Below are 21,064 nucleotides of genomic sequence, written 5' to 3'. Positions count from 1 at the left end.
ATGAGAATATTAAATTTATTTAGTGGATTAAGGAATAGTTCCTTTTGGACTCTGGATACATTAAATGGAGGAGTTAAAAGAAAATTCTTATCAGAAATTGAGTTTGTATTATCTAATCCAAATTCTGTGGATGCAGATAACTATAAATCTGAAAAGTTGAGTAATATCCTTCAACACGCGATTAAAACTACTAACTACTACAAGGATTTTAGAAATTATAAAAATATTCTTGATTTTAAAATCATAGATAAGAATACCCTTAGAGATAATTATGCTGCGTTTATTTCTAAAAGTGATTTTAAACAGAAGAGAACCGTAACTACAAGCGGATCCACAGGAACACCATTAAAAATTGTTCAGGATGCTCAAAAAGTGCAACGTAATCAAATGGACACACTCTATTTCTCTTCTCTGGCAGGATATCGTATGGGTACTCCTTTGTATTATTTCAGATTTTGGGAAGCCTTTAAACAACCTAAGTGGAGTCAAAAATTAATGCAGAATTTAATTCCGGTAGACGTTTTTTCATTGAGTAAGAAAGAAGAGATTGTTGGATTGTTACAAACAATTAAAACTAAGCATAAAACAGTCAGCTTTTTAGGATATGCTTCTGCTTTTGATACATTGGTAGCATCCTTTCCTGAGGATTTTTCTACCGAAGGCTTATCTATAGAATCTGCAATAGCTATATCAGAAAGTTTAAATCCGTTAACCAAAAAGAAATTCTCACAGAACTTTTCAGTAGAACTTCTATCAAGATATTCTAATATAGAAAATGGAATTATCGCTCAGCAACCATTAGGTAATCACGACCATTATATAATTAACGAAGCAAGTTATTTTGTAGAAATTCTGGAATTGAATTCTAATAATTCTGTTAATGTTGGTGAAGTCGGAAGAATAGTGATTACTGATTTATTTAATTATGCAATGCCCTTAATTAGATATGATACTGGTGATTTGGGTTCGTTTTCAATCCAAGAAGGGCGAAAGGTGTTTTCTACGGTTTATGGACGCCAAATCGATGTTTTGACTGACACTTCAGGAAGATTAATTACTCATAACTTAGTTCTCATAGTAAATAAGTATTTAGAAATTAAACAATGCCAACTAATACAGAAGAAAGAAGGTACATATCAGTTCAAAATAAACATAAAAGGAACATTTTATCGTGAAAAAGAGTTCGTTGAAGAATTTAAGAAATATTTAGGAGCAGATGCGGACATCACAGTAGTGTATGTTGATGAAATTCCCTTACTTGCATCAGGTAAAATGCGTATGATGGTGAATGAAAGGCTGTCATCACAGCATAGAATAGGTAATATATATGAGAAAAAATAAGGAGGTGTACAGACGATATTTTAAACGTTTTTTGGATTTGTTCTTCGCGTTACTTTTGCTTATAATCCTTTTTCCATTATTATTTGTAGTTGCATTATTGTTATGGATAGTAACCTCATCGAACCCTTTCTTTACTCAGTCAAGACCTGGCAAAAATGAACGTATTTTCAGGATAATCAAATTTAAAACCATGAACGATCGTAAGGACGAAAGAGGTCGGTTGCTTCCGGATAAAGATCGACTTACAGGTATCGGTCGTGTTATCAGAAAAACTTCTATAGATGAATTACCGCAGTTGATCAATGTAGTGAGAGGAGAAATGAGCTTCATTGGTCCCAGACCATTACTGATACGCTATTTGCCATTTTATACGGAAAATGAAAAGAAACGCCACAGCGTCTTACCCGGTATTACTGGGTTGGCACAAGTTACAGGACGCAATTTATTGAGTTGGGATGCAAGATTATCAGCAGATATAAAATACGTTGAATCGATCTCTCCCTCATTAGATTTTAAAATTCTGATAAAAACGATTGAGAATGTGATCACATCCAAGGACATAGCTGTAGACCCTAATACTGTAATAAAAGATTTAGATGAAGAACGTAAAAGCGCATAATTGGGCAATTTTGACGACCGGTTGGGGCAAAAATGCTTATGATTTAATCAAAGAATACAAGAATAATAAACTTGGCAATCATTCCATTGCTCTACTAATTTATGAAGCTGAACCTTGCGGAGCAGCAGAATTCGCTAAGGAAGCAGGAATTAGAACGCTTCGCATTGAAAAAAAACGTTTTAAAAACTCAGAAGCTTATCAAATAGAAATTTGTGAAAAACTAAAGGAGTTCGACATAGATTTTATCTTTTTACTAAATTATAGATACATAGTAAAAGAACCTATGTTGAGCACTTTTGAAAATAAAATTTTAAATATTCATCCTTCCTTATTACCAAGCTTTAAAGGGACTAAAACGGCGATTCAGGATGCATTAGCTTACGGAGTAAAGATTACCGGAATTACTACGCATTATGTAAATAAAGAATTGGATGGAGGAACAATTATAGACCAAACCGCAATTAGCATTTCTTCAGGAGATACGTTTGAGAGTTTATATCCAAAATTTAGTATTGAGGGATTAGCCTTAATAAAAAGATCAATTTATCTAGTTGAAAATGAGTATAACCAATCGGAACGCACTTCTGCTTAAAATGAACTTCTACATAATTTTATGAGTGAAAATATTTCCATAAAAAAATTAACTAAAAAAGATATTAGTCTAGCCGTAGTAGATGGTTCCTTTTTGCAAAACAATATTGACATACCGTTTACTCCAGCTAAAGCAGCATGGTTAGTACAAAATAGTAGAGCAGAGGAGGAGGATGTTCTTGCCGTATTAGCGTACAGTGACCATAGGCTGATATCATACGTAGCATTGGTGCCGGATTACGTACAAGATGCGAATGGTAATACCGCTAAAGTATCCTGGTGCTATCGCTGGTGGATAGCTCATGATTATAAGGATTCTATTTTAGCTACTTATACCATGAACGAGGCTCTTAAATCAGTTGGTAATCAGGTGGTCATAAAATTCTTGGGCAAAGAGGTAGAAGGGTATTATCAAAAACAGCCATTTGCAACGTTTGCAGAGCGATATCGATATTATTTTATCTTTAGTCTGGATCCCGATTTAGTTATAATGAAGTTTCCTATACTAAAAAAGTTTCGAACGATTCTTTCTTGGGTAGATACTTTCTCTAAGTCGGTCACAGCATTTTTCAATTTGAGAAAAATAAAGGAAACCATAGAGCCTCTCAAATATGATTATATATCCAGCCTTGATAACGAATTATGGTCTACACTAGCACCTTATTTGACCAAGGATTTGGTTCCTAAAACAAAAGAATTAATTAATTGGCAAATAAGTAATAGTCAATATCAGAGAGCACCTGTAGCTAACAAATACCCTTATCACTGTTTGATTGCCAGCGCAGCCAATAAAATTTTTAATTTGAGCTACACAGTTAAGAATAAAAACAAACTTTTGGGATTTATATCCGTTTTGGTAAGAAATAAAGAATATAACGTCAAGTATTTTATTCCGTTTGATGGATGCTTTGAAGAGTGTTTTGGAGCTTTAATAGAAAATTTTTATAGTGTAGGAACTTCAATGTTATATACTGAAAATGAAATGTTAGCTGCGGCTATTAAAGAACGTTTAACAACAACATTTATTGATGAGAGAAAGTTATATGCGCTAAAGCATAATCAAGTGGCTCTTGACTTAAGTCCTTTTGTTGTTCAGGATCATGATGGACATTACTTATAGTTTAAATTTCTTATGAATATACTATCCAGATTTTTAGAAAGTTTGCAAAATAATGCTGCAAAGAAATCTTTTTGTATTCGCGATCAGTACTATACATATAATCAATTTGCTCAGGTAATTTCGGGTGTTCGAGATAGAATCAAAAGCGGATTTAGCGAGACACGAAATAACGTTGCAATTGTGGCAAATGATGATATAGAGACCTACGCCTCGATTTTTGCATTGTGGTTAGAGGGCAAGGCATATATTCCTATAAGCGAACATACTCCGGCAGACCGTATTCGATATATTCTTAACGAGACTAATTGTACAACTATTTTAAATTCTGAAGTAGGATTTAATCTAGATATTTTTGAGACTATATGCACATCTGGGGCTAGGAAAGAAATTTTAGATTTGGATCCCACATCTTTTGATGAGGAACGTTTGGCTTATATTTTATTTACTTCTGGTTCGACCGGGGTGCCAAAAGGGGTTCCCATTACATTTCAAAATTTGACTGCATTATTTACAGCAATGGATACCCAAAAAGAGCACCAAATTCAAACCACCGACAAGTGCCTGCAAATGTTTGAGCTTACTTTTGATTTTTCTGTGGTAACTACACTATATCCCTTGCTATATGGAGCTTGTTTATATACAATACCAAAAGATCAAATCAAGTACTTTTATATTTATAAGCTAATTATTGAAAAAAAGTTGACTTACTTGGTTATGGTGCCCTCAGTTATTCACTATCTCAAGCCTTATTTTTCAGAAATTAATGCTGTTGATGTACGATACTGCTGTTTTGGAGCAGCACCTCTGGATGAGACGATTGCTACCGACTGGGAGAAGTGTGTTCCCAATGCGACCCTCTATAATTCGTACGGACCCACAGAGTTTACGGTAACTACTTCCTATTATGCGTTCAATGATAATCCCGAACACAGAACAGTCAATGGCGTTATCTCTTTAGGTAAACCACTTGACGGAGTTGTAGCTATTATATGTAATCATCTAGAAGAAATAGTTCCTTTAGGTACTACTGGTGAGCTTTGTTTAGCAGGAGCACAATTAACTTCTGGCTATTGGAATAATCCAAACAAAAATGAACAATCTTTTTTTACAAAAGAACTGAATGGAAAAATGTTAACCTTTTACAAAACTGGAGACCTTTGTATACAGGATCAAGAAGGATATATTATGTTTGTTGGAAGAAAAGACTTTCAAGTAAAGATTAGAGGATATCGAGTTGAATTGTCAGAAATAGAATTTCATGCAAAAGAAATAACCAGTGGTTCAAATCTGATGGCAATAGATTTTTTGAATAATCTGAAAAACACAGAAATTGGATTGGTAATCGAAGGGAATCAATTTGACTCAAAAATGATTATCAATGAATTAAAGAAGAGGTTGCCCGATTATATGATTCCGACCAAAATAATTTTTACCGCAGCATTTCCACTAAATGCAAACGGTAAAGTTGATAGAAAAATAGTAAGAGAATTTTTTGAATAGTTGAAAATGGAGAAAGATAAAATTTACGAAAACGTAACTCAGGCATTCCGTAAGGTATTGGAGCATGAGAATTTCAATTTGAAGGATACAACTTCTGCAGATGATGTAGAAGGTTGGGAGTCAATCACGCATATGATGATAATTACCGAAATTGAGAATCAATTAAATATTAAATTTAAACTAATGGATTTAATGAACATGCATAATGTCGGAGATTTAGTAAAATCTATTGATAAAGAACTACATTCTAATTAGACTTGTATGTATAAAAACTTTTTTAAACGATTATTTGACTTTGTTGCTGCGTTTCTGGGGTTATTACTAATTTCTCCTATTCTTTTAATTAGTATTATTATATTATTCATTACTAACAACGGAAAACCATTCTTTTATCAAACGAGACCTGGTAAGAACGAAAAACTCTTTAAGATTATAAAACTGAAGAGTATGAATGATAAGAAGGATGAAAATGGTGAGCTACTTCCTTATAAAGAGCGAATAACAGCAATCGGAGCTTTTGTACGAAAGTATTCATTGGATGAGATTCCGCAGCTATTTAATGTTCTAAAAGGAGACATGAGCTTAATTGGGCCGCGTCCTTTGTTAGTCAAGTATCTGCCGCTTTACAACAGTAAACAAAAGCGGCGTCATGAAGTAAAACCGGGAATAACAGGATGGGCTCAGGTTAACGGAAGAAATGCGATTAGCTGGACTCAGAAATTTGATTATGATGTTTGGTATGTAGATAATATATCTTTTAAAACAGACTTAATCATTTTAATTAAAACAATTAAAAAAGTAGTGCTTAAAGAAGGCGTTAATAGTCAAGCAAATCTTAATATGCCGGTTTTTAGAGGTAATGAAGAAAACATCAGTAAGATTTAATGGATAAAATTATAGTCATTGGGGCATCTGGGCATGCCAAAGTAATAGTTGAGGCAATAGAGTTGCAAAATGAATATGAAATTTTTGGATTCATAGATTCTTATAAAACGAAGGGTAAAAATGTTCTCAACTATGAAATCTTAGGAGCTGAAGAAAGCATTCCGGAGTTAGTTGCTAAAGGTGTGACCAAAGGGGTTATCGCAATAGGAGATAATTATACCCGTTATGTGATGGAACAAAAAATTAGGAAGCTAAGTTCCGAATTTGAATTTATAACAGTAATTCATCCATCTGCCCGGGTAAGTAAATATGCCAAAATAGGACGTGGCACTGTAATTTTAACCTCTGCAAATATAAATGCCGATGCTACGATTGGGGATTTTTGTATTTTGAATACAAACTCAAATCTAGGACATGATGGTATAATGAAAGATTTTTCCAGTATCGCTCCGGCAGTAACCATAGGAGGTACTGTGGTGATAGGTGAATTTTCAGCGATTTCAATAGGAGCTACTGTTTTACAAAATTTGACAATAGGAGATCATGTTGTGATTGGAGCAGGAGCGCTTGTGACGCGTAATGTGGATGATTTTGTAACATCCTATGGAATACCGGCCAAGACTATAAAGAAACGAGAAATAGGAGAAGCGTATCTCAAAAGTGCTCCGAAGATTTCTTTTTCAGTACGCCATGTACGTGGAGAAAAAGATTTGGTAGGTTACAAAAAATTACTTCAAGATTTAAATAACTCGAATCCTTTTTATAAGGTCGAGTTATTAGATACTTCTAATATGAATAAGCATCCGTTATGCTACTTTGTATTAGAAGAAAATAGTACTCCAATAATAGCCATGCCATTTTATGCAAGGTCTATCAACACGGCATTAGGAGATTCTTATAAGGATGTAATATCCCCTTATGGTTATAGCGGGCCGTTATTCAATACAGAGCTTATTAACCCTCAGCTGATCAAACGTTTTTGGAAGCATGTTGATACATGGTACAAGGAGAATAATATAGTCAGCGAGTTTATTCGCTTTAGTCTCAACGAAAATCACCTGCATTATTCTGGTAAGCTAATACCAAGTCTCAAAAATGTTAGAGGAAAGATTATAGAAAAAAGTCTACAATGGAAAGAACATAAATCTAAAGTACGTAATAATTATAGAAAAGCACTACAAGAAGAGCTGACTCTAGAAGTATATGATAATGAAATTTCAGATGAAATTATTGAAGATTTTTATAGTATTTATATACAAACAATGCATCGTAACAATGCGCACGATCAATATTTTCATTACATAGATTATTTCAAGAATTTTATTAATAACAATCCGGAGAGTGTTGTGATAGCTATGGTTTACAAAGAAGGTAATCCGATCTCAACAGAATTAATATTAAAAGATGAAGATACATTGTACTCTTATTTGGGAGGTACGTTGTCTGATTATTTCTATACCCGACCCAATGATTTTTTAAAAATTGAAGTTATTAAGTGGGCTAGAATTAATAATTATAAATTTTACGTGCTTGGTGGAGGTAGAGAAGATAATGATGGCTTATATAAATATAAAAAGTACTTCTTTCCCAATGACGAAGATGTAGTCTATTATACAGGAAGGAAAATAGTCAATCAAGAAGTATATGATAAGATTTTATCAGAAAAACTTGAAGCCAATGAAATTCATCCCGAAAACTATGATAAGAAAGTATATTTTCCACAATATCGTAAGAAAGAGTAACTGACAAATACATTTTTTTTTAGATAGAGATAATCTCAATGAGTTCTAAGATGAGAAACAATTTCTCTAGCAATCAATGTTCGTCCGTAATTATTCCAATGTCTGTCGTAAATAAGATTTTTTGGTCTTGGGCTTGCTTGAAAACGCTTATAAAAATCAATGTACTTAAATCCATTTTGATCTAGATACTTCAGGAAGATATTACTAGTTTCCTTTGAATTCAATAATAAAATAAAACGCTGATTATCATAACCATAGGTCGCAACTAATTGTTTAAAATTGTTTAAATACTCTTGCTCGGTATTCGTTATATTCGAAGGGCTCTTTTTTGAACCTTTTCGATTTTGTGAATTAAAAAAGGTGTTTTTCAATTTAGCAATAAATAATTTTGGGGGATCTAAGAGACCAATGCTTTTTGCATATACCAGTAACTTACTTTTTTTTAAAGCTTTGTTTAAAGGAGATTCTAATGCTAAGCGTTCGCTTAATACGCTGTATTCACCACGGGTCAGATCATTCGAAAACTTAATACCAAAAATAACATGATCAATTTTATCAAATTGATCTTTATAAGCATGTACCAGATGCAATTGATCAGCCATATCATAACCAGCATAGCCATACTCGTACACCTCTACATCTTCTAGCAAGTTTTCAATTTTTTTTCCGATGGAGTTATAATAATTTTGATGAAAACCTTCTATAAATGAATCTCCTACAAGTGCTATTTCTTTTTTATCATACGTGGGATTAAATTCTCGATACGAATTATAACCTGATTGATTAATATTGTATTCTGAAAAATTTTGCCTTCTATTTCCGGTAACGGCAAAACCATTTTGATTTGGCATCCATTTTTCAACATTATATTGGTCAACATAACGCGTAGGGGTATCTTTCCCCAGATGAAACACTCGAACAAGAAGCTCTAGCATGATAAGAATCAAAAACCCGTAAATTATTAAGTTTAAAAATAGCTTTTTCATATCTAAAATTGAAAATATATAAACGATCTATCCACTTGATCATCATAAAATAATAGCATTGCGAGAATGATTATAGAATATAATAAAAATCTAACAATTTTTGACTTGAACTTAAATGGTGACCGTTCATCCCTTCTGATGCTAAACTCATATACTGTAAAGATCGATAAGAGAATTAAATAATCGATCATACGATATCCTTGTGGATGTGAATAGGCCTCCCACGAAAAATGGGTACAGATCTGTTTTAAATACAAATAGGCATCAGTTATGGATTCAGATCTAAAGAATACTCTCGAAAAAGTAATAAGGGTAAAAGTGAACACTATTTGTACTATTTCCTTTAAACTAGGTAACCAACTGTTTTCTGCGACTACGGTATCCATATACATTCGATTGCGACCCATTAAAAATACCGGAATATAGAAAAGAGCGTGTATACCACCCCAGACTATAAAAGTCCAATTCGCTCCATGCCAGAAACCACTCACCAAAAATATTATGCATATGTTTCGTACAGATTTCAGTTTGCTAACACGACTGCCTCCCAATGGGATATATAGATAATGCCTAAACCAAGTAGATAAGGATATATGCCAACGTTGCCAATATTCAGCAACATTACGCGAGAAGTTTGGAAACTTAAAATTAGACATCAACTCTATACCGAAGAGTTTTGCTGTTCCAATGGCGATATCCGAATATCCGCTAAAATCACCATATACTTGAAAACTGAATAATGTCACTCCCATAAGTAGCGTTGACGCAGAATAATCACCATAATTAGCAAAAATATCATCTACGATAGGAGCAATCGAATCAGCGATTACAACCTTTTTAAACAGCCCCCATAAAATCAGCTTTAAACCTTGCTTGCATTGCTCATAATTAAAAATTCGAGAGTTGGTAATTTGTGAGAGTAAGTTGGACGCTCGCTCAATGGGACCGGCAACTAATTGCGGAAAAAAGCCTACAAAAGTTGCAAAATCAATCAAATTAGTCGTTGGTTTCAATCTACCATAATAAATATCCAACGAGTAGGACATAGTTTGAAAGGTGTAAAAAGAAATACCCACAGGTAAAATAAGTTGTAATGTATAGGTATTGTTAACGGTATAACCTGAAAGCTCCATCAAATCAACCCAGGAATCAATGAAAAAATTGTAATATTTAAAGAAACCTAATAAACCAAGATTGAAAAGAATACTTACACCAAACCATATTTTTTTAATGTTGACTTTCTCAGTTGTATAAATTTTATTACCGGCTATAAAATCTACAAGTGTACTACCAAGTATTAGAAACAAAAACCGCCAATCCCATAATCCATAAAAAAAGTAACTGGCAAGTAATAAGAATAGGTTCTGCGATGTAAGCTTATTTTTAAAGAGTACCCAATAGGTGAGAAATACTAGGGGCAAAAAAATAAAATAATCCAAAGAATTAAATAACATAGTGCAACTTAAATAAATTTTATCATACTAGTATAATAAGATGAGTGAGTAAAAAAGGGGCAAAACACTCGATTAATGCCGCTAATATCCCTGTTAAAATTTAAGAATTATGTTATAGTATTGCTAAAACTTAACATAATGGGTTTGTTTCATATTTAACAGGAAAGTTGTCTTACAAATACTAAAGAATATTCTTACTAAAATATGTTAAATAAACTAAGATATTCTCATTTTCTGTTAAGGAATTTAAGAACTACTACTGTTTTTAAGGAATTCTTAAGTTAAAATTGGATTTTATTTAAGCAAAAAGTATCGGTATAATGGGATGATTTGAAAGAGTTTAGTAGTTGAACCTCGATTTTAAGTATTGTATCTAAAAGTTGAATTTTTAGGATGTTATTTCGTGAATCTACTATACTTTAGCTACACCAAAACAAGGTAAACAAACAAAAAATCAGTGGTGCTACCCCTCTTTTCTTAGCTGATTTTACAGGACAACTGAGAGAAACTTTTTTAGGGAACACTTTTTATACGCTATGTAATTAGGAATTATATGAATGCAATAGATTCAAAAAAAATTTGGCTATCCTCACCACATATGGGAGGGAAGGAGCAATATTATATCGAGAAAGCTTTTGAAAGCAACTGGATAGCACCTTTAGGACCAAATGTTAATGGATTTGAGACGGATCTTGAGGAGTACTTAAAGAACGATAGTTATGTAGCAGCTCTAAGTTCCGGAACCGCAGCTTTGCATCTTGGTCTAAAACTATTGGGAGTAACCAGGGGAGATGAGGTACTGTGTCAGAGTATGACGTTTTCAGCCTCTGCGAACCCTATTGTTTATCTCGGTGCAGAACCAGTTTTTGTAGACAGTGAAAAGACTTCTTGGAATATGTGTCCCGAGCAATTAGAGATTGCTATAAAAGATAGAATGTCAAAGGGAAAAAAACCTAAAGCTATTGTTGCGGTACATCTTTATGGGATGCCATATAATGTAGAAGCTATCCAAAAAGTGTCATCGCAGTATGATATTCCTGTATTAGAAGATAGTGCAGAGGCTTTAGGAAGTTCGTATTTCGGTGTAAATTGTGGAACTTTCGGTGATATAGCAATTCTTTCGTTCAACGGAAATAAAATTATTACCACTTCTGGAGGAGGTGCTTTAGTAGCCAAAACTAAAGCGTATAAAGAGAGAGCAATATTTCTTGCTACTCAAGCTAGAGATGAGGCCCCTCATTATCAGCATTCTGAGATAGGTTATAATTATCGCATGAGTAATATAACTGCTGGAATTGGTCGTGGTCAAATGGAAGTGCTAGATGCACATGTAGCTTTGCGAAGAAAAAACTTTGAAACCTATGTAAGTGAGTTGAATGATCTGGATGGTTTGACATTTTTGAACGAACCAACCGGATATTATTCTAACCGTTGGTTATCATGTGTAGAGACTAATTCTTTTGAAATGAGAGAAGAGATTCGTTTGGGTCTCGCACAAGAAAATATAGAATCAAGACCCTTATGGAAGCCAATGCATCAACAACCTGTTTTTGCTCATAATAAATCTTACCTAAACGGAATATCAGATACCTTATTCGAAAAAGGTCTTTGTTTGCCAAGCGGTTCAAATTTAGAAGAAGAGGAGCTGTATAAAGTCATTTCAATAATTAAAAAAATATTAAGATGATAAAAAAGTACATTCTAGAAAATTCACATAAGCATGCATCCAAGTGGTTGGTACTGTCTATTGATATACTTTTGACATTATTCAACTTTTTTCTGGCGTATGTTATTAGATTCGGGATCACACTTGACATAGATAGCGCAATTTTGGCGGTTCAGATACCGGTTATGGTTGTGTTTTCATTAATAAGTTTTCTTGTTATCGGATCGTATAAAGGAGTAGTCAGACATACCGGTATACGCGATGCATATAATCTCTTTTTGGCAGTAACTATCTTGTTATCGTTGAGTGGAGCACTTATGTTTTCTAGCAGATGGTCTTTGATGCCAGATCTTCTGAATATTCCTGTTTCTATCATATTTATACATTATCTATTAAATATAATTGTATTAACTACTAGTAGATTAGTGTTTAAGTATCTCTATAATTATATCAAATCAAATCTGGATGATACCACGCGTACTATGATTTATGGCGCAGGAGATTCTGGTTTAGTTACGCTCGCGGCAATTAGTAACGAGAGTTATAAATCCGTTCACGTTATTGGTTTTATAGATGATAATCCTCATAAAATAGATAAAACGATTGACGGGACAAAAGTTTTTGCTCCCTCAGCAATCACCGCAGAGTTCATAAAAAAATACAAGGTAAGTGAGATCATCGTATCCATTCCTCATATTGGTAAAAAGAGACTTTCGGAAATAACAGATCAGCTGTTGCCTTTTAATGTAAAGGTGAAGATAGTTCCTGCCGTAAACGACTGGATTGATGGCAAGCTTAATGCTTCTCAAATTAAGCAAATACAAATTGAAGATCTACTGGATCGAGCTCCTATTTCTTTAGAAAATCAAAATATTAAAAGAGAGCTTAAAGACAAAGTTATTATGATTACCGGAGCAGCTGGTTCCATTGGTAGTGAGATTGTAAGACAAGCGTCTTTTTATAATTATAAGCAGTTAATTCTAGTGGATCAGGCAGAATCAGCATTATATGATTTGCAACAAGAACTCTTAAGTAAGGAGGTGACAAATTTTGTTCCGCTCGTGGCTGACATTAGAGATCATCAACGGGTTGAAACAATATTTCAAAAATATAAGCCTAACATGGTTTTTCACGCTGCAGCATATAAACATGTTCCGTTGATGGAAGCAAATCCATGCGAGGCAATCAAGATTAATGTTCTGGGAACTCGAAAATTGGCTGATCTATCCTCAAAGTACGGAGTGGACAAATTTGTGTTTGTTTCTACCGATAAAGCGGTGAATCCTACCAATGTAATGGGGGCGACAAAGCGCGTTGCTGAGATGTACATTAAATGTCTTCACAAAACCAGTAAGACTAAATTTATAACTACTCGTTTTGGTAATGTCTTAGGATCGAATGGTTCAGTGATTCCATTATTTAAAAAGCAAATAGAAAACGGCGGACCTCTTACGGTTACTCATAAGGATGTCACGCGCTTTTTTATGACCATTCCAGAGGCTTCACAACTCGTTATTGAAGCGGGTACGATGGGGAACGGTGGAGAAATTTTTATTTTTGACATGGGTGAATCTGTAAAAATATTTGATCTGGCCAAAAAGATGATTCGTCTATCGGGATTAAATTATCCTAATGACATTGATATTGAAATTTCTGGACTACGACCTGGTGAAAAATTATACGAAGAGTTGTTGGCTGATACAGAGAATACCTTGCCAACCTATCATAAAAAGATTATGATAAGTAAATTCGACGATCAAGACCCGACGATAATCAAAGATAAAATTGATGATTTATGTATTATGAATCTGCTTAGTCAGGATTATTTAATAGTTGGTAAGCTAAAAGAAATAGTTCCAGAGTACATTTCTAAAAACTCTATGTTTGAAACTATCGATCAAACGAATCACCATAAAGACACCGCAAAAAGAGAAAAAGTTTTAATTTAATTATAACATTTCAAAACTCAGTTCAGATCAATTAAGTGTTAAATTTGTTGATCATAACTCTTATATTCTAAGATTATATTTTATGAAATTCCAATCAATTCTGTTACTTTTAGTAGTTGTTACGGCGTTATTTTCGTGTAAAGCTCCTACTGATGTTGTTTATTTTCAAGATACAAAAGACCTAGAACAAATTACGTCGGATAATTCTTTTACTAGAGTTTTTAAAGTAGATGACATAATAAGTATACTAGTTTCGGCTACCAATATGGAGGCAGCCAGACCATTTAATTTAATGCAAGGTTCTTCACTTAATATAATGAGTGAAGCATCGGATACAACTCCGTCAAATGGCAGTGGCAGTACTGCAGAGCCCACATATTTAATTGATGAACAAGGGAATATTGATTTTCCTGTTCTCGGTAAGTTAAAGGTTGCCGGAATGACACGAGTCGAAGTTAAAGAAATGTTGCAAGAAAAATTAAAGATCTATATTAAAGATCCTATAGTCAATGTGCGTCTCAAAAACTTTAAGATTACAATAATTGGTGAGATTAATCGCCCCGGTTCCTACACCATACCCAACGAACGAGTTACGATAATTGAGGCACTTGGATTAGCGGGGGATATGACTATTACCGGTAAAAGAACTAATGTGATGGTCATTCGTGAAAATGATGGTGTAAACACGTATCACAGAGTGGATTTAACTTCAAAAAATATTTTTGATTCACCGGTATATTTTTTAGCACAGAACGACGTGTTGTATGTTGAACCGAATAATGCACAACAAAAAAGATCACGAACGAACAGTAATACCTTAGGGATAGTATTGAGTGTAGTTGGTGTAATTCTTACTTCCCTAAATTTAATTATTCGTTAGGCAAATTTTTATGAAATCAAATTCAAAACTGAAGAAGGTAAAGCCTTTATCTGCTAATAAGAGTGTGGACTTTAATTTTAGAGAGCAAATCATGCATTATCTGAAAAGATGGTACTGGTTTGCACTAGGGTTGTTGATATGTTTGACTCTAGCTTACACTTATATTCGCTATACCATACCAAAATATAATGTATCAGCCAGTATCATGATCTCACAAGATGATAGCATGGGAGAATCTGAATTGGCTGCATTTCAAGATTTAGGCCTGCTGGAAAATAAATCAAATAAGATCGAAAACGAAATTCAGATAATTAAGTCAAGAACTTTAATTACGAATGTAGTTAAACGTTTAAAATTGAATGTCCAGTATTTCTCTCAGGGACGCGTCCTTGAAACTGAAAATTATCCTGAATCTATTATCGAAATTAGTTTACTCGCCCCTGATTCAATCATTCAGTCGGCATCTAAGGTTTTCAAAGTAAAAATAGTTTCTAATACTAAATTTTCTTTGTTAGGAGATGGAGATGAAAAATTAAGCGATCATTCCTTTGGCAATACTATAAAGACTAGTATTGGTGACGTTGTGATTACTCCAAATTTCAAAGAAATTGGCAATAAAAAAGGGGAGACCATTAAGATTAAAATTAGTCCGATAAGATGGATAGCAGAGAGCTATAGAAATGGCCTTGGCATTTTTCCAGTCGGAAAGAATTCTTCTGTGGTTCAAATTTCATTGAATGATCCTGTCAAAGAAAAAGCGATGGATATCATCAATACCTTAATTGATGAGTACAACGAAGCCACAATTAATAATAAGAAACAAACTTCTGCCAGAACAGCTACCTTTATAAATGACAGATTGGACTTAATCTCAGGAGATCTTACAGAGGTAGATGATGAGGCCGCTGGCTACAAGGCTAAATTTGGCTTAACGAATGACATCTCGGCCCAAACACAACGTGTGGCTGATAGTGATACACGTAATTTACAAGAAATCACACAGTTGAGTACCCAATTAAGTTTAATTGAGTCGACTAGAAGTTTTATTTTGAGTCAGGAAGGAAGGTATGATCTGGTACCTGCAAACTTAGGTTTTGATGATCCTAATATAACTAATACAGCTACTCGATATAATACACTAATATCGCAGCGTAATCGATTATTAACTTCATCTAGTGAACAAAATCCGGCGGTTATTAATATTAATCAGCAGATAGATGGTTTACGTCAGGTGTTGATCGAAAGTTTAAATAGTTTAAAAGGAGCGATTAATATTAAGCTTAATAGTTTAAAAACGCAGGACAGGTATTTTAGTGGTAAATTGTATAATGCGCCGATACGTCAGAAAGATCTTAGGGTTATTGAGCGTGAACAAACAATTAAAGAACAGCTATATTTATATCTGTTACAAAAACGTGAGGAAGCTGAAATAACCAGTCATGTAACTTTATCAAATGCTCAAATTATAGATAGAGCAACTACTATCGGATCGTATCCTGTTTCTCCTAATAAGAAAATGATCTATGTAGGTGCATTATTTATGGGTCTCATGATTCCTTTTTTAATCATCTATGTATCAGAATTATTAAATGTAAAAGTTCGCTCTCGTCAGGATCTCGAAAAGGTTTTAACAATGCCGATATTAGGCTCTATACCTAAGACAAAAACCAAAGATAAGATTGTAGTTTCTCGTACGAATCGATCTGGAATTGCAGAAGCTTTTAGAATTTTGAGAACTAACCTTGACTTTTTGATGGCAGGTTCTAATAAAGAGAAAGGGAAAGTTATTTTTGTAACTTCTACGATTTCAGGCGAAGGAAAAACACTGGTTTCTTCCAATTTAGCAAAGACCTTAACCATTTCAGGTAAAAAAGTTGCATTTATAGGTACGGATTTTAGGGATCCTAAATTTCATAACTTTTTAGATCTGCCGAAAGGAAAAGATACAGAAGGTTTTACAAACTTCATTATGAATAAAGACCTTAGCCCGCAAGATGTCATTTACGCTGAAAAGTCGGAAGATCCTATGGATATTTTGCCTCCTGGCGTTATTCCTCCTAATCCGGCAGAGTTACTAATGCAAGATCGCGTCGCAGAAATGTTTGCATATTTGCAAAAACACTATGATTATATTATTGTAGATACAGCACCGGTAAGCTTAGTAACCGATACCTTATTGATCGGTCATTATTCTGATCTAAGTATTTTTATTGTAAGAGAAAACTATTCCGATAAAAGAGCATTACAGGTTCCTGAAAACTTTCACAGAGAGAAACGCTTACCAAATATGGCAGTATTGTTAAATGCATCTTTTAATCAGGGAGGATATGGATATGGTTACGGTTACGGGTATGGTAACCAAGACGCTTAATCCCTAATTGTTTAAGTAAATACACAATTTTTTAATAAAATGGGTTCAATTAAAGCACTTAGCTTTGGTGAGAACCCATTTTGTATGGTGTGCAGATGTTGATAATTGTGAATATCTGAACCTACAAAATCGATGTATCCTTTCTTAAGTAGATGTACCGCTACCTTTTGAACTTTTTTGCCATAATGACCACTCAGGGAAAGTAAGTTTAGCTGAAAGTCAAACCCAGACGTTTTAAGGTCTTCATATCGGGAGAGATCATCATGATAAAAAGTATAACGTTCCGGATGTGCAAGAATCGGTGAATAACCTGCTACTTTTATTTGAAATATCATTTCTGATAAATTAATGGGAGCGCTAAAGGTAGACATCTCGACCAATACGTAAGAGTCGTATAGAGGAAGAATATCTTTAACTTGAATTCTTTTTAAAAATGCATCATCCATCATGTATTCTGCACTAGCCAGTAACGGAATTTTATCTAACTTGAGACTAGCAAGTGCTTCTTGCATAATCGTTAGTTTTTCCCGAATTATTGAACTTGTATTCGGCCATACATCCTGCATTACATGCGGAGTAGTAATTATTTTTTCAACTCCCATCTGCTCTAAAGACTCAATTATATATGCCGATTGAGATATGGTTTTTACGCCGTCATCAATACCGGGCAATAAATGAGAATGAATATCTACAAATCCTTCGGGGATTAAGTCTTTAAATGGAATATTCTTTTTTTTTAGAAAAAACAATAGGTATGGGTATAAATTAAACATTAAACCTTTTCTGAGAAAATCTCAAAAATGATTATCGCGGTAAATGTAAGTAATATTGTTTTTAAACGAAATTGTCTGAAAGAGAAATCCCATTCAGACAATTCTAAAAAAAATGTTAAGTATTATTGTCGGGTTATATCTCCGGATCCAACCACTTTATTGTCTTCTTTAGAGGGATTCCCTTTGAAAAATATATCTCCCGATCCTGTCACCCGTGCACGAATCGAATTGGTTGCATGGGTTTCAATATCCCCAGATCCGGTCACATTTGCATGGACCTGTGTGGCAATCAATTGGTAAGCGGATATGTCTCCAGATCCTGAGACATTTATGTCTAATTCATTTGTTTTACCTTTTAATTCCAAGTCACCACTACCAGAAACTTGCGCTGTAGTGTTGGTAGCATCAATAACTAATTGAATATCTCCAGATCCTGATACAGCGGTTTTAAAACTAGTCGCTTTTATTGGGTCTTCACTAATTATATCTCCAGAGCCTGAGAGCGTAACTTGATTGAGTGTTGCAAAGGGAACGGTTATGATAATCTCCTTATTTCTTCCGTAGTTTAATGAGTATCCTTTTTTCACATAAATTTTCAGTGTATTTTGACTAACTTCTGTTTCAATGTAAGGAAGTAGATTGCTTTCACCTTTAAGTTTAAGAGCACCTTCTTTTCCTTTAATAAGTAGAACTTTTAAATGTCCACTAACCTTTACAACATCGTAATCGGAAGTTGTTCTGCTGATGGTAGTCATGTCTCCATTACCACTTATTCTTTTTGAACTGCCCCACCATTGAGCATTTAGCGTAACTGTGGTGCAAAGACTAATCGTTAAAATTAAAATGATTTTTGTCATGATCGTGTCTGTTATTAGTTATATTATTTTTTAATTAGTTTTATACCTCCGTAGCTAGAATTAATAGTTATAGAATTTCCGCTATTTTTTTGTCTGTAATAGCCTTCGTAGATTTTGTCAGAGTTATCACTATTTCTCTTCATCACATTTAAATCCTGGTCATTTACCCCTATATTACCATACGATGTTTTAAGACGGAAGTCAAAGGATGAGTTTTGGTTATACCCTATGGTTATACCTACATAATCAGCTTTAATATAGACTGATTTCATCGTGTCTTCTAAAGTATCTATTGTTATAGAACCATAATCAGCATTGATATCTACGAGTTTAGTTATTACTCCTATTTTAGTATTCAAATAATCCCCGTTACCATTAATACTATGTGCCTTATCCACCTTGAGTCCTCCGTAATCGCAAGAATATTCTAAGGTGCCAACATTTCCAAATTTTGATTGCGTGTAATCTGCGTTCAAATTTACACTGTTGACAGTACCGATTTCAAAATCCGAATAATCAGCATTTATAGATCCCTTCGTCATATATTTTATAGAACTATTCTTGGTGTAATCCATATGAATACTATTTTCTTTACCATGTAATTCCCCAATTATAATTTGCCCATAATCACAGTTGATTGAAGTATTTCCCTTTGTTTTATCTAGTGTAATACTACCATAATCATTAGTGAGATCTAAGGAGTTGGTAACGGGAACTTTGACGGTGTAGTTAATTTTCATGTTCAGAGAAGAGGAGGAGCTCCAGGTATTTGTGAATTTTGACCACCAGGAATTTTGTTCTTGATCAAAAATGGTTTTAGCCGTTACATGCTTTGCGGTAGCGTTAAAAAGCACAGAAATATTTCTTAATTTTTCATCTACTCTTTCCCTGTCGTTACCTGTTACAGTAATTTTTATTTCCATTACAATTCTATTTTCGTCCCATGTAGTTACATCCACATTACCGTAGGCGTTATCTACTTCTAAAAGAGCGTCTTTATCAACAGAAAATTCTTTGCGTAATGATTTTTCTTTGGAGTGCTTAGATTTTATATCCTCGGTCAGATTATTAAATGAGAGCAAAGGCAAAACAATCAGGAGCCATATTATTTTAGAGTATATTGTTTTCATTGGAGTAATTTTTATTTAATTTATTTTGTTGTAATGTTTCCAGAACATCTTCCAACAAAGTTGCTCTTTGTTGAAAATTTTCAATCATAGCACTAATAACACGGGTGTCATTGTTACTTATGACTAAATCTTGTTTTAATTTTTGATAATCAATATCTAATTTATCAAGTTGGTTCATCGCATCGTTCACCAACTCCTTATCAGCGATAGTAGCTGTCTTTTTTATTTCTTTTAATTTGAATGCTATGCTACTGGCAAAAAAACTTTGTGTAGTAGACATTTCATCAGAGACACTGGCTAACTCTCTTTTTGATTCATCACTGTTTTGAAATACAAATAAGGATGAGATTAAAAGTAATGCGATAGCTGCTGCAATAGATAAAGGTTTAAACCAATTAATAGTGCTGTTTTTATGCTGCTTTAAAGTAGCGTTGCGGGCATCTGACAAGCGTCTTGAAAAATTTTCAAAATGAGTGTCGGATGGTTCATAGATATCAACATTATCTCTTATCTTATCAAAAAAATCGTCCAATTTATCTTCCTTCATAGTCCTAAGATGTTAATGAGTAATTAATAATTTTTTTTTCAAACTTTGTTTTGCTCTCGATACTAGTGTTCGACAATTGGAATATGAAATATCCATAATATTAGCAATTTCATCATAGTCATACCCCTCAATCAGATATAAGGATAAAATAGTAGAGTAGCTTGTTTTGAGTTGCTTTAACGATTCTAATACACTATTAACTTTAAGTTTTGACATCTCATCTGCAGACATCTCATAAGTATCATCTGATAGTTTATAGTCCACTGCTTCTAAGGCAACTTCCTCATATTTGTTATTTTTCTTTAGCGCTGTTAAACTAGCATTTACCACAATTCTTTTGAGCCAAGCGACAAACATACTATCGCTTTCTAAAGAAGATAATTTGGTGAAGGCTGTTAAAAACGCATCCTGCATGATATCTTCTGCCTCGGCCTGATTTTTTACAATTCGATACGAGGTATTAAACATCGCTTTATAGAATCGATTGTATATTTCTAGCTGCGCATTACGATCGTGATTGCGACATTTAGCAATCAACACCTCTGTATTTTCTTTGGTTAGTATCAATTAAATTGGTTTGTCTTTTATAAAGATACCTCAAAGCTAGATTTGTTACACTTTATCAAAGTTTTTTTTAAAAAAATGGCATAACA

19 protein-coding genes are annotated in these 21,064 nt (G+C 33.7%); 12 read left to right on the top strand and 7 right to left on the bottom strand.

The window, feature by feature from the left end; all coding sequences use genetic code 11:
* From ACJRPK_RS06900 to ACJRPK_RS06865, 8 genes are read left to right on the top strand one after another with little or no spacing between them, the layout of a single operon-like run.
* Entirely contained in the window at positions 1 to 1,341 is a 1,341-nt protein-coding gene (locus ACJRPK_RS06900) for a CoF synthetase (protein ID WP_407139201.1), read from the top strand.
* Complete coding sequence (locus tag ACJRPK_RS06895) at positions 1,328 to 1,960, top strand: sugar transferase (protein ID WP_407139200.1); 633 nt, start codon at positions 1,328 to 1,330, stop codon at positions 1,958 to 1,960. The genes ACJRPK_RS06900 and ACJRPK_RS06895 overlap by 14 nt, the downstream gene beginning before the upstream one ends.
* Positions 1,938 to 2,552 (top strand): formyltransferase family protein, encoded by a 615-nt coding sequence (locus tag ACJRPK_RS06890; RefSeq protein WP_407139199.1) that lies wholly within the window; start codon positions 1,938 to 1,940, stop codon positions 2,550 to 2,552. Before ACJRPK_RS06895 ends, ACJRPK_RS06890 begins: the two co-directional genes overlap by 23 nt.
* 21 nt (positions 2,553 to 2,573) lie before the next feature.
* Positions 2,574 to 3,671, top strand: a complete 1,098-nt coding sequence (locus ACJRPK_RS06885; RefSeq protein ID WP_407139198.1) for a hypothetical protein — start codon at positions 2,574 to 2,576, stop codon at positions 3,669 to 3,671.
* Positions 3,672 to 3,683: 12 nt separating this feature from the next.
* Positions 3,684 to 5,171, top strand: coding sequence for an AMP-binding protein (locus ACJRPK_RS06880; protein WP_407139197.1), 1,488 nt, complete (start codon positions 3,684 to 3,686; stop codon positions 5,169 to 5,171).
* A gap of 6 nt (positions 5,172 to 5,177) precedes the next feature.
* On the top strand, positions 5,178 to 5,426 hold the full coding sequence (locus tag ACJRPK_RS06875) for an acyl carrier protein (protein ID WP_148782158.1): 249 nt from the start codon (positions 5,178 to 5,180) through the stop codon (positions 5,424 to 5,426).
* 6 nt (positions 5,427 to 5,432) lie between these two features.
* Entirely contained in the window at positions 5,433 to 6,056 is a 624-nt protein-coding gene (locus tag ACJRPK_RS06870; protein ID WP_407139196.1) for a sugar transferase, read from the top strand.
* Entirely contained in the window at positions 6,056 to 7,798 is a 1,743-nt protein-coding gene (locus ACJRPK_RS06865) for a NeuD/PglB/VioB family sugar acetyltransferase (protein WP_407139195.1), read from the top strand. The genes ACJRPK_RS06870 and ACJRPK_RS06865 overlap by 1 nt, the downstream gene beginning before the upstream one ends.
* 35 nt (positions 7,799 to 7,833) lie before the next feature.
* On the opposite strand, the gene ACJRPK_RS06860 is transcribed toward ACJRPK_RS06865, so the two are convergent.
* Together ACJRPK_RS06860 and ACJRPK_RS06855 are read right to left on the bottom strand one after the other, a co-directional pair.
* Positions 7,834 to 8,784, bottom strand: coding sequence for a hypothetical protein (locus ACJRPK_RS06860; protein WP_407139194.1), 951 nt, complete (start codon positions 8,782 to 8,784; stop codon positions 7,834 to 7,836).
* Positions 8,785 to 8,786: 2 nt separating this feature from the next.
* A complete protein-coding gene (locus ACJRPK_RS06855; protein ID WP_407139193.1) occupies positions 8,787 to 10,238 on the bottom strand; it encodes an MBOAT family O-acyltransferase in 1,452 nt (483 codons plus the stop codon).
* A gap of 553 nt (positions 10,239 to 10,791) precedes the next feature.
* On the opposite strand from ACJRPK_RS06855, the gene ACJRPK_RS06850 reads away from it, so the two are divergent.
* The 4 genes from ACJRPK_RS06850 (at position 10,792) to ACJRPK_RS06835 (ending at position 17,104) form a co-directional block, all read left to right on the top strand.
* Entirely contained in the window at positions 10,792 to 11,925 is a 1,134-nt protein-coding gene (locus tag ACJRPK_RS06850; RefSeq protein ID WP_407139192.1) for a DegT/DnrJ/EryC1/StrS family aminotransferase, read from the top strand.
* Positions 11,922 to 13,853: a polysaccharide biosynthesis protein gene (locus ACJRPK_RS06845; RefSeq protein WP_407139191.1), complete on the top strand. Its 1,932-nt coding sequence runs from the start codon at positions 11,922 to 11,924 to the stop codon at positions 13,851 to 13,853. The genes ACJRPK_RS06850 and ACJRPK_RS06845 overlap by 4 nt, the downstream gene beginning before the upstream one ends.
* Before the next feature lie 82 nt (positions 13,854 to 13,935).
* Complete coding sequence (locus ACJRPK_RS06840; protein ID WP_407139190.1) at positions 13,936 to 14,733, top strand: polysaccharide biosynthesis/export family protein; 798 nt, start codon at positions 13,936 to 13,938, stop codon at positions 14,731 to 14,733.
* A 10-nt stretch (positions 14,734 to 14,743) separates the two neighbouring features.
* On the top strand, positions 14,744 to 17,104 hold the full coding sequence (locus ACJRPK_RS06835; RefSeq protein WP_407139189.1) for a GumC family protein: 2,361 nt from the start codon (positions 14,744 to 14,746) through the stop codon (positions 17,102 to 17,104).
* Between the two features lie 11 nt (positions 17,105 to 17,115).
* Here ACJRPK_RS06835 and ACJRPK_RS06830 read toward each other — a convergent pair whose 3' ends face one another.
* From ACJRPK_RS06830 to ACJRPK_RS06810, 5 genes are all read right to left on the bottom strand, one after another.
* Entirely contained in the window at positions 17,116 to 17,877 is a 762-nt protein-coding gene (locus tag ACJRPK_RS06830) for a tyrosine-protein phosphatase (RefSeq protein ID WP_407139188.1), read from the bottom strand.
* Positions 17,878 to 17,999: 122 nt separating this feature from the next.
* Positions 18,000 to 18,734 (bottom strand): head GIN domain-containing protein, encoded by a 735-nt coding sequence (locus ACJRPK_RS06825; RefSeq protein WP_407139187.1) that lies wholly within the window; start codon positions 18,732 to 18,734, stop codon positions 18,000 to 18,002.
* A gap of 23 nt (positions 18,735 to 18,757) precedes the next feature.
* Positions 18,758 to 19,864 (bottom strand): hypothetical protein, encoded by a 1,107-nt coding sequence (locus ACJRPK_RS06820; RefSeq protein ID WP_407139186.1) that lies wholly within the window; start codon positions 19,862 to 19,864, stop codon positions 18,758 to 18,760.
* The gene (locus ACJRPK_RS06815; RefSeq protein ID WP_407139185.1) at positions 19,845 to 20,411 is read right to left on the bottom strand and encodes a hypothetical protein; all 567 of its coding nucleotides are present in this window, start codon (positions 20,409 to 20,411) and stop codon (positions 19,845 to 19,847) included. The genes ACJRPK_RS06820 and ACJRPK_RS06815 overlap by 20 nt, the downstream gene beginning before the upstream one ends.
* Positions 20,412 to 20,423: 12 nt before the next feature.
* Positions 20,424 to 20,978 (bottom strand): RNA polymerase sigma factor, encoded by a 555-nt coding sequence (locus ACJRPK_RS06810; RefSeq protein ID WP_407139184.1) that lies wholly within the window; start codon positions 20,976 to 20,978, stop codon positions 20,424 to 20,426.
* Between the last annotated feature and the right edge of the window lie 86 nt (positions 20,979 to 21,064).

This window comes from Aquimarina sp. 2-A2 (assembly GCF_045505135.1).
GTDB lineage: Bacteria > Bacteroidota > Bacteroidia > Flavobacteriales > Flavobacteriaceae > Aquimarina > Aquimarina intermedia.
The sequence above is the reverse complement of the archived record's forward strand: the minus strand, read 5'-3'. Positions and strand labels throughout refer to the sequence as shown.

Excerpts from the sequence above, each read along its gene's own strand:
- ACJRPK_RS06900 (WP_407139201.1), top strand. The coding sequence starts at position 1 with ATGAGAATATTAAATTTATTTAGTGGATTAAGGAATAGTTCCTTTTGG.
- ACJRPK_RS06895 (WP_407139200.1), top strand. The coding sequence starts at position 1,328 with ATGAGAAAAAATAAGGAGGTGTACAGACGATATTTTAAACGTTTTTTG.
- ACJRPK_RS06890 (WP_407139199.1), top strand. The coding sequence starts at position 1,938 with ATGAAGAACGTAAAAGCGCATAATTGGGCAATTTTGACGACCGGTTGG.
- ACJRPK_RS06885 (WP_407139198.1), top strand. The coding sequence starts at position 2,574 with ATGAGTGAAAATATTTCCATAAAAAAATTAACTAAAAAAGATATTAGT.
- ACJRPK_RS06880 (WP_407139197.1), top strand. The coding sequence starts at position 3,684 with ATGAATATACTATCCAGATTTTTAGAAAGTTTGCAAAATAATGCTGCA.
- ACJRPK_RS06875 (WP_148782158.1), top strand. The coding sequence starts at position 5,178 with ATGGAGAAAGATAAAATTTACGAAAACGTAACTCAGGCATTCCGTAAG.
- ACJRPK_RS06870 (WP_407139196.1), top strand. The coding sequence starts at position 5,433 with ATGTATAAAAACTTTTTTAAACGATTATTTGACTTTGTTGCTGCGTTT.
- ACJRPK_RS06865 (WP_407139195.1), top strand. The coding sequence starts at position 6,056 with ATGGATAAAATTATAGTCATTGGGGCATCTGGGCATGCCAAAGTAATA.
- ACJRPK_RS06860 (WP_407139194.1), bottom strand. The coding sequence starts at position 8,784 with ATGAAAAAGCTATTTTTAAACTTAATAATTTACGGGTTTTTGATTCTT.
- ACJRPK_RS06855 (WP_407139193.1), bottom strand. The coding sequence starts at position 10,238 with ATGTTATTTAATTCTTTGGATTATTTTATTTTTTTGCCCCTAGTATTT.
- ACJRPK_RS06850 (WP_407139192.1), top strand. The coding sequence starts at position 10,792 with ATGAATGCAATAGATTCAAAAAAAATTTGGCTATCCTCACCACATATG.
- ACJRPK_RS06845 (WP_407139191.1), top strand. The coding sequence starts at position 11,922 with ATGATAAAAAAGTACATTCTAGAAAATTCACATAAGCATGCATCCAAG.
- ACJRPK_RS06840 (WP_407139190.1), top strand. The coding sequence starts at position 13,936 with ATGAAATTCCAATCAATTCTGTTACTTTTAGTAGTTGTTACGGCGTTA.
- ACJRPK_RS06835 (WP_407139189.1), top strand. The coding sequence starts at position 14,744 with ATGAAATCAAATTCAAAACTGAAGAAGGTAAAGCCTTTATCTGCTAAT.
- ACJRPK_RS06830 (WP_407139188.1), bottom strand. The coding sequence starts at position 17,877 with ATGTTTAATTTATACCCATACCTATTGTTTTTTCTAAAAAAAAAGAAT.
- ACJRPK_RS06825 (WP_407139187.1), bottom strand. The coding sequence starts at position 18,734 with ATGACAAAAATCATTTTAATTTTAACGATTAGTCTTTGCACCACAGTT.
- ACJRPK_RS06820 (WP_407139186.1), bottom strand. The coding sequence starts at position 19,864 with ATGAAAACAATATACTCTAAAATAATATGGCTCCTGATTGTTTTGCCT.
- ACJRPK_RS06815 (WP_407139185.1), bottom strand. The coding sequence starts at position 20,411 with ATGAAGGAAGATAAATTGGACGATTTTTTTGATAAGATAAGAGATAAT.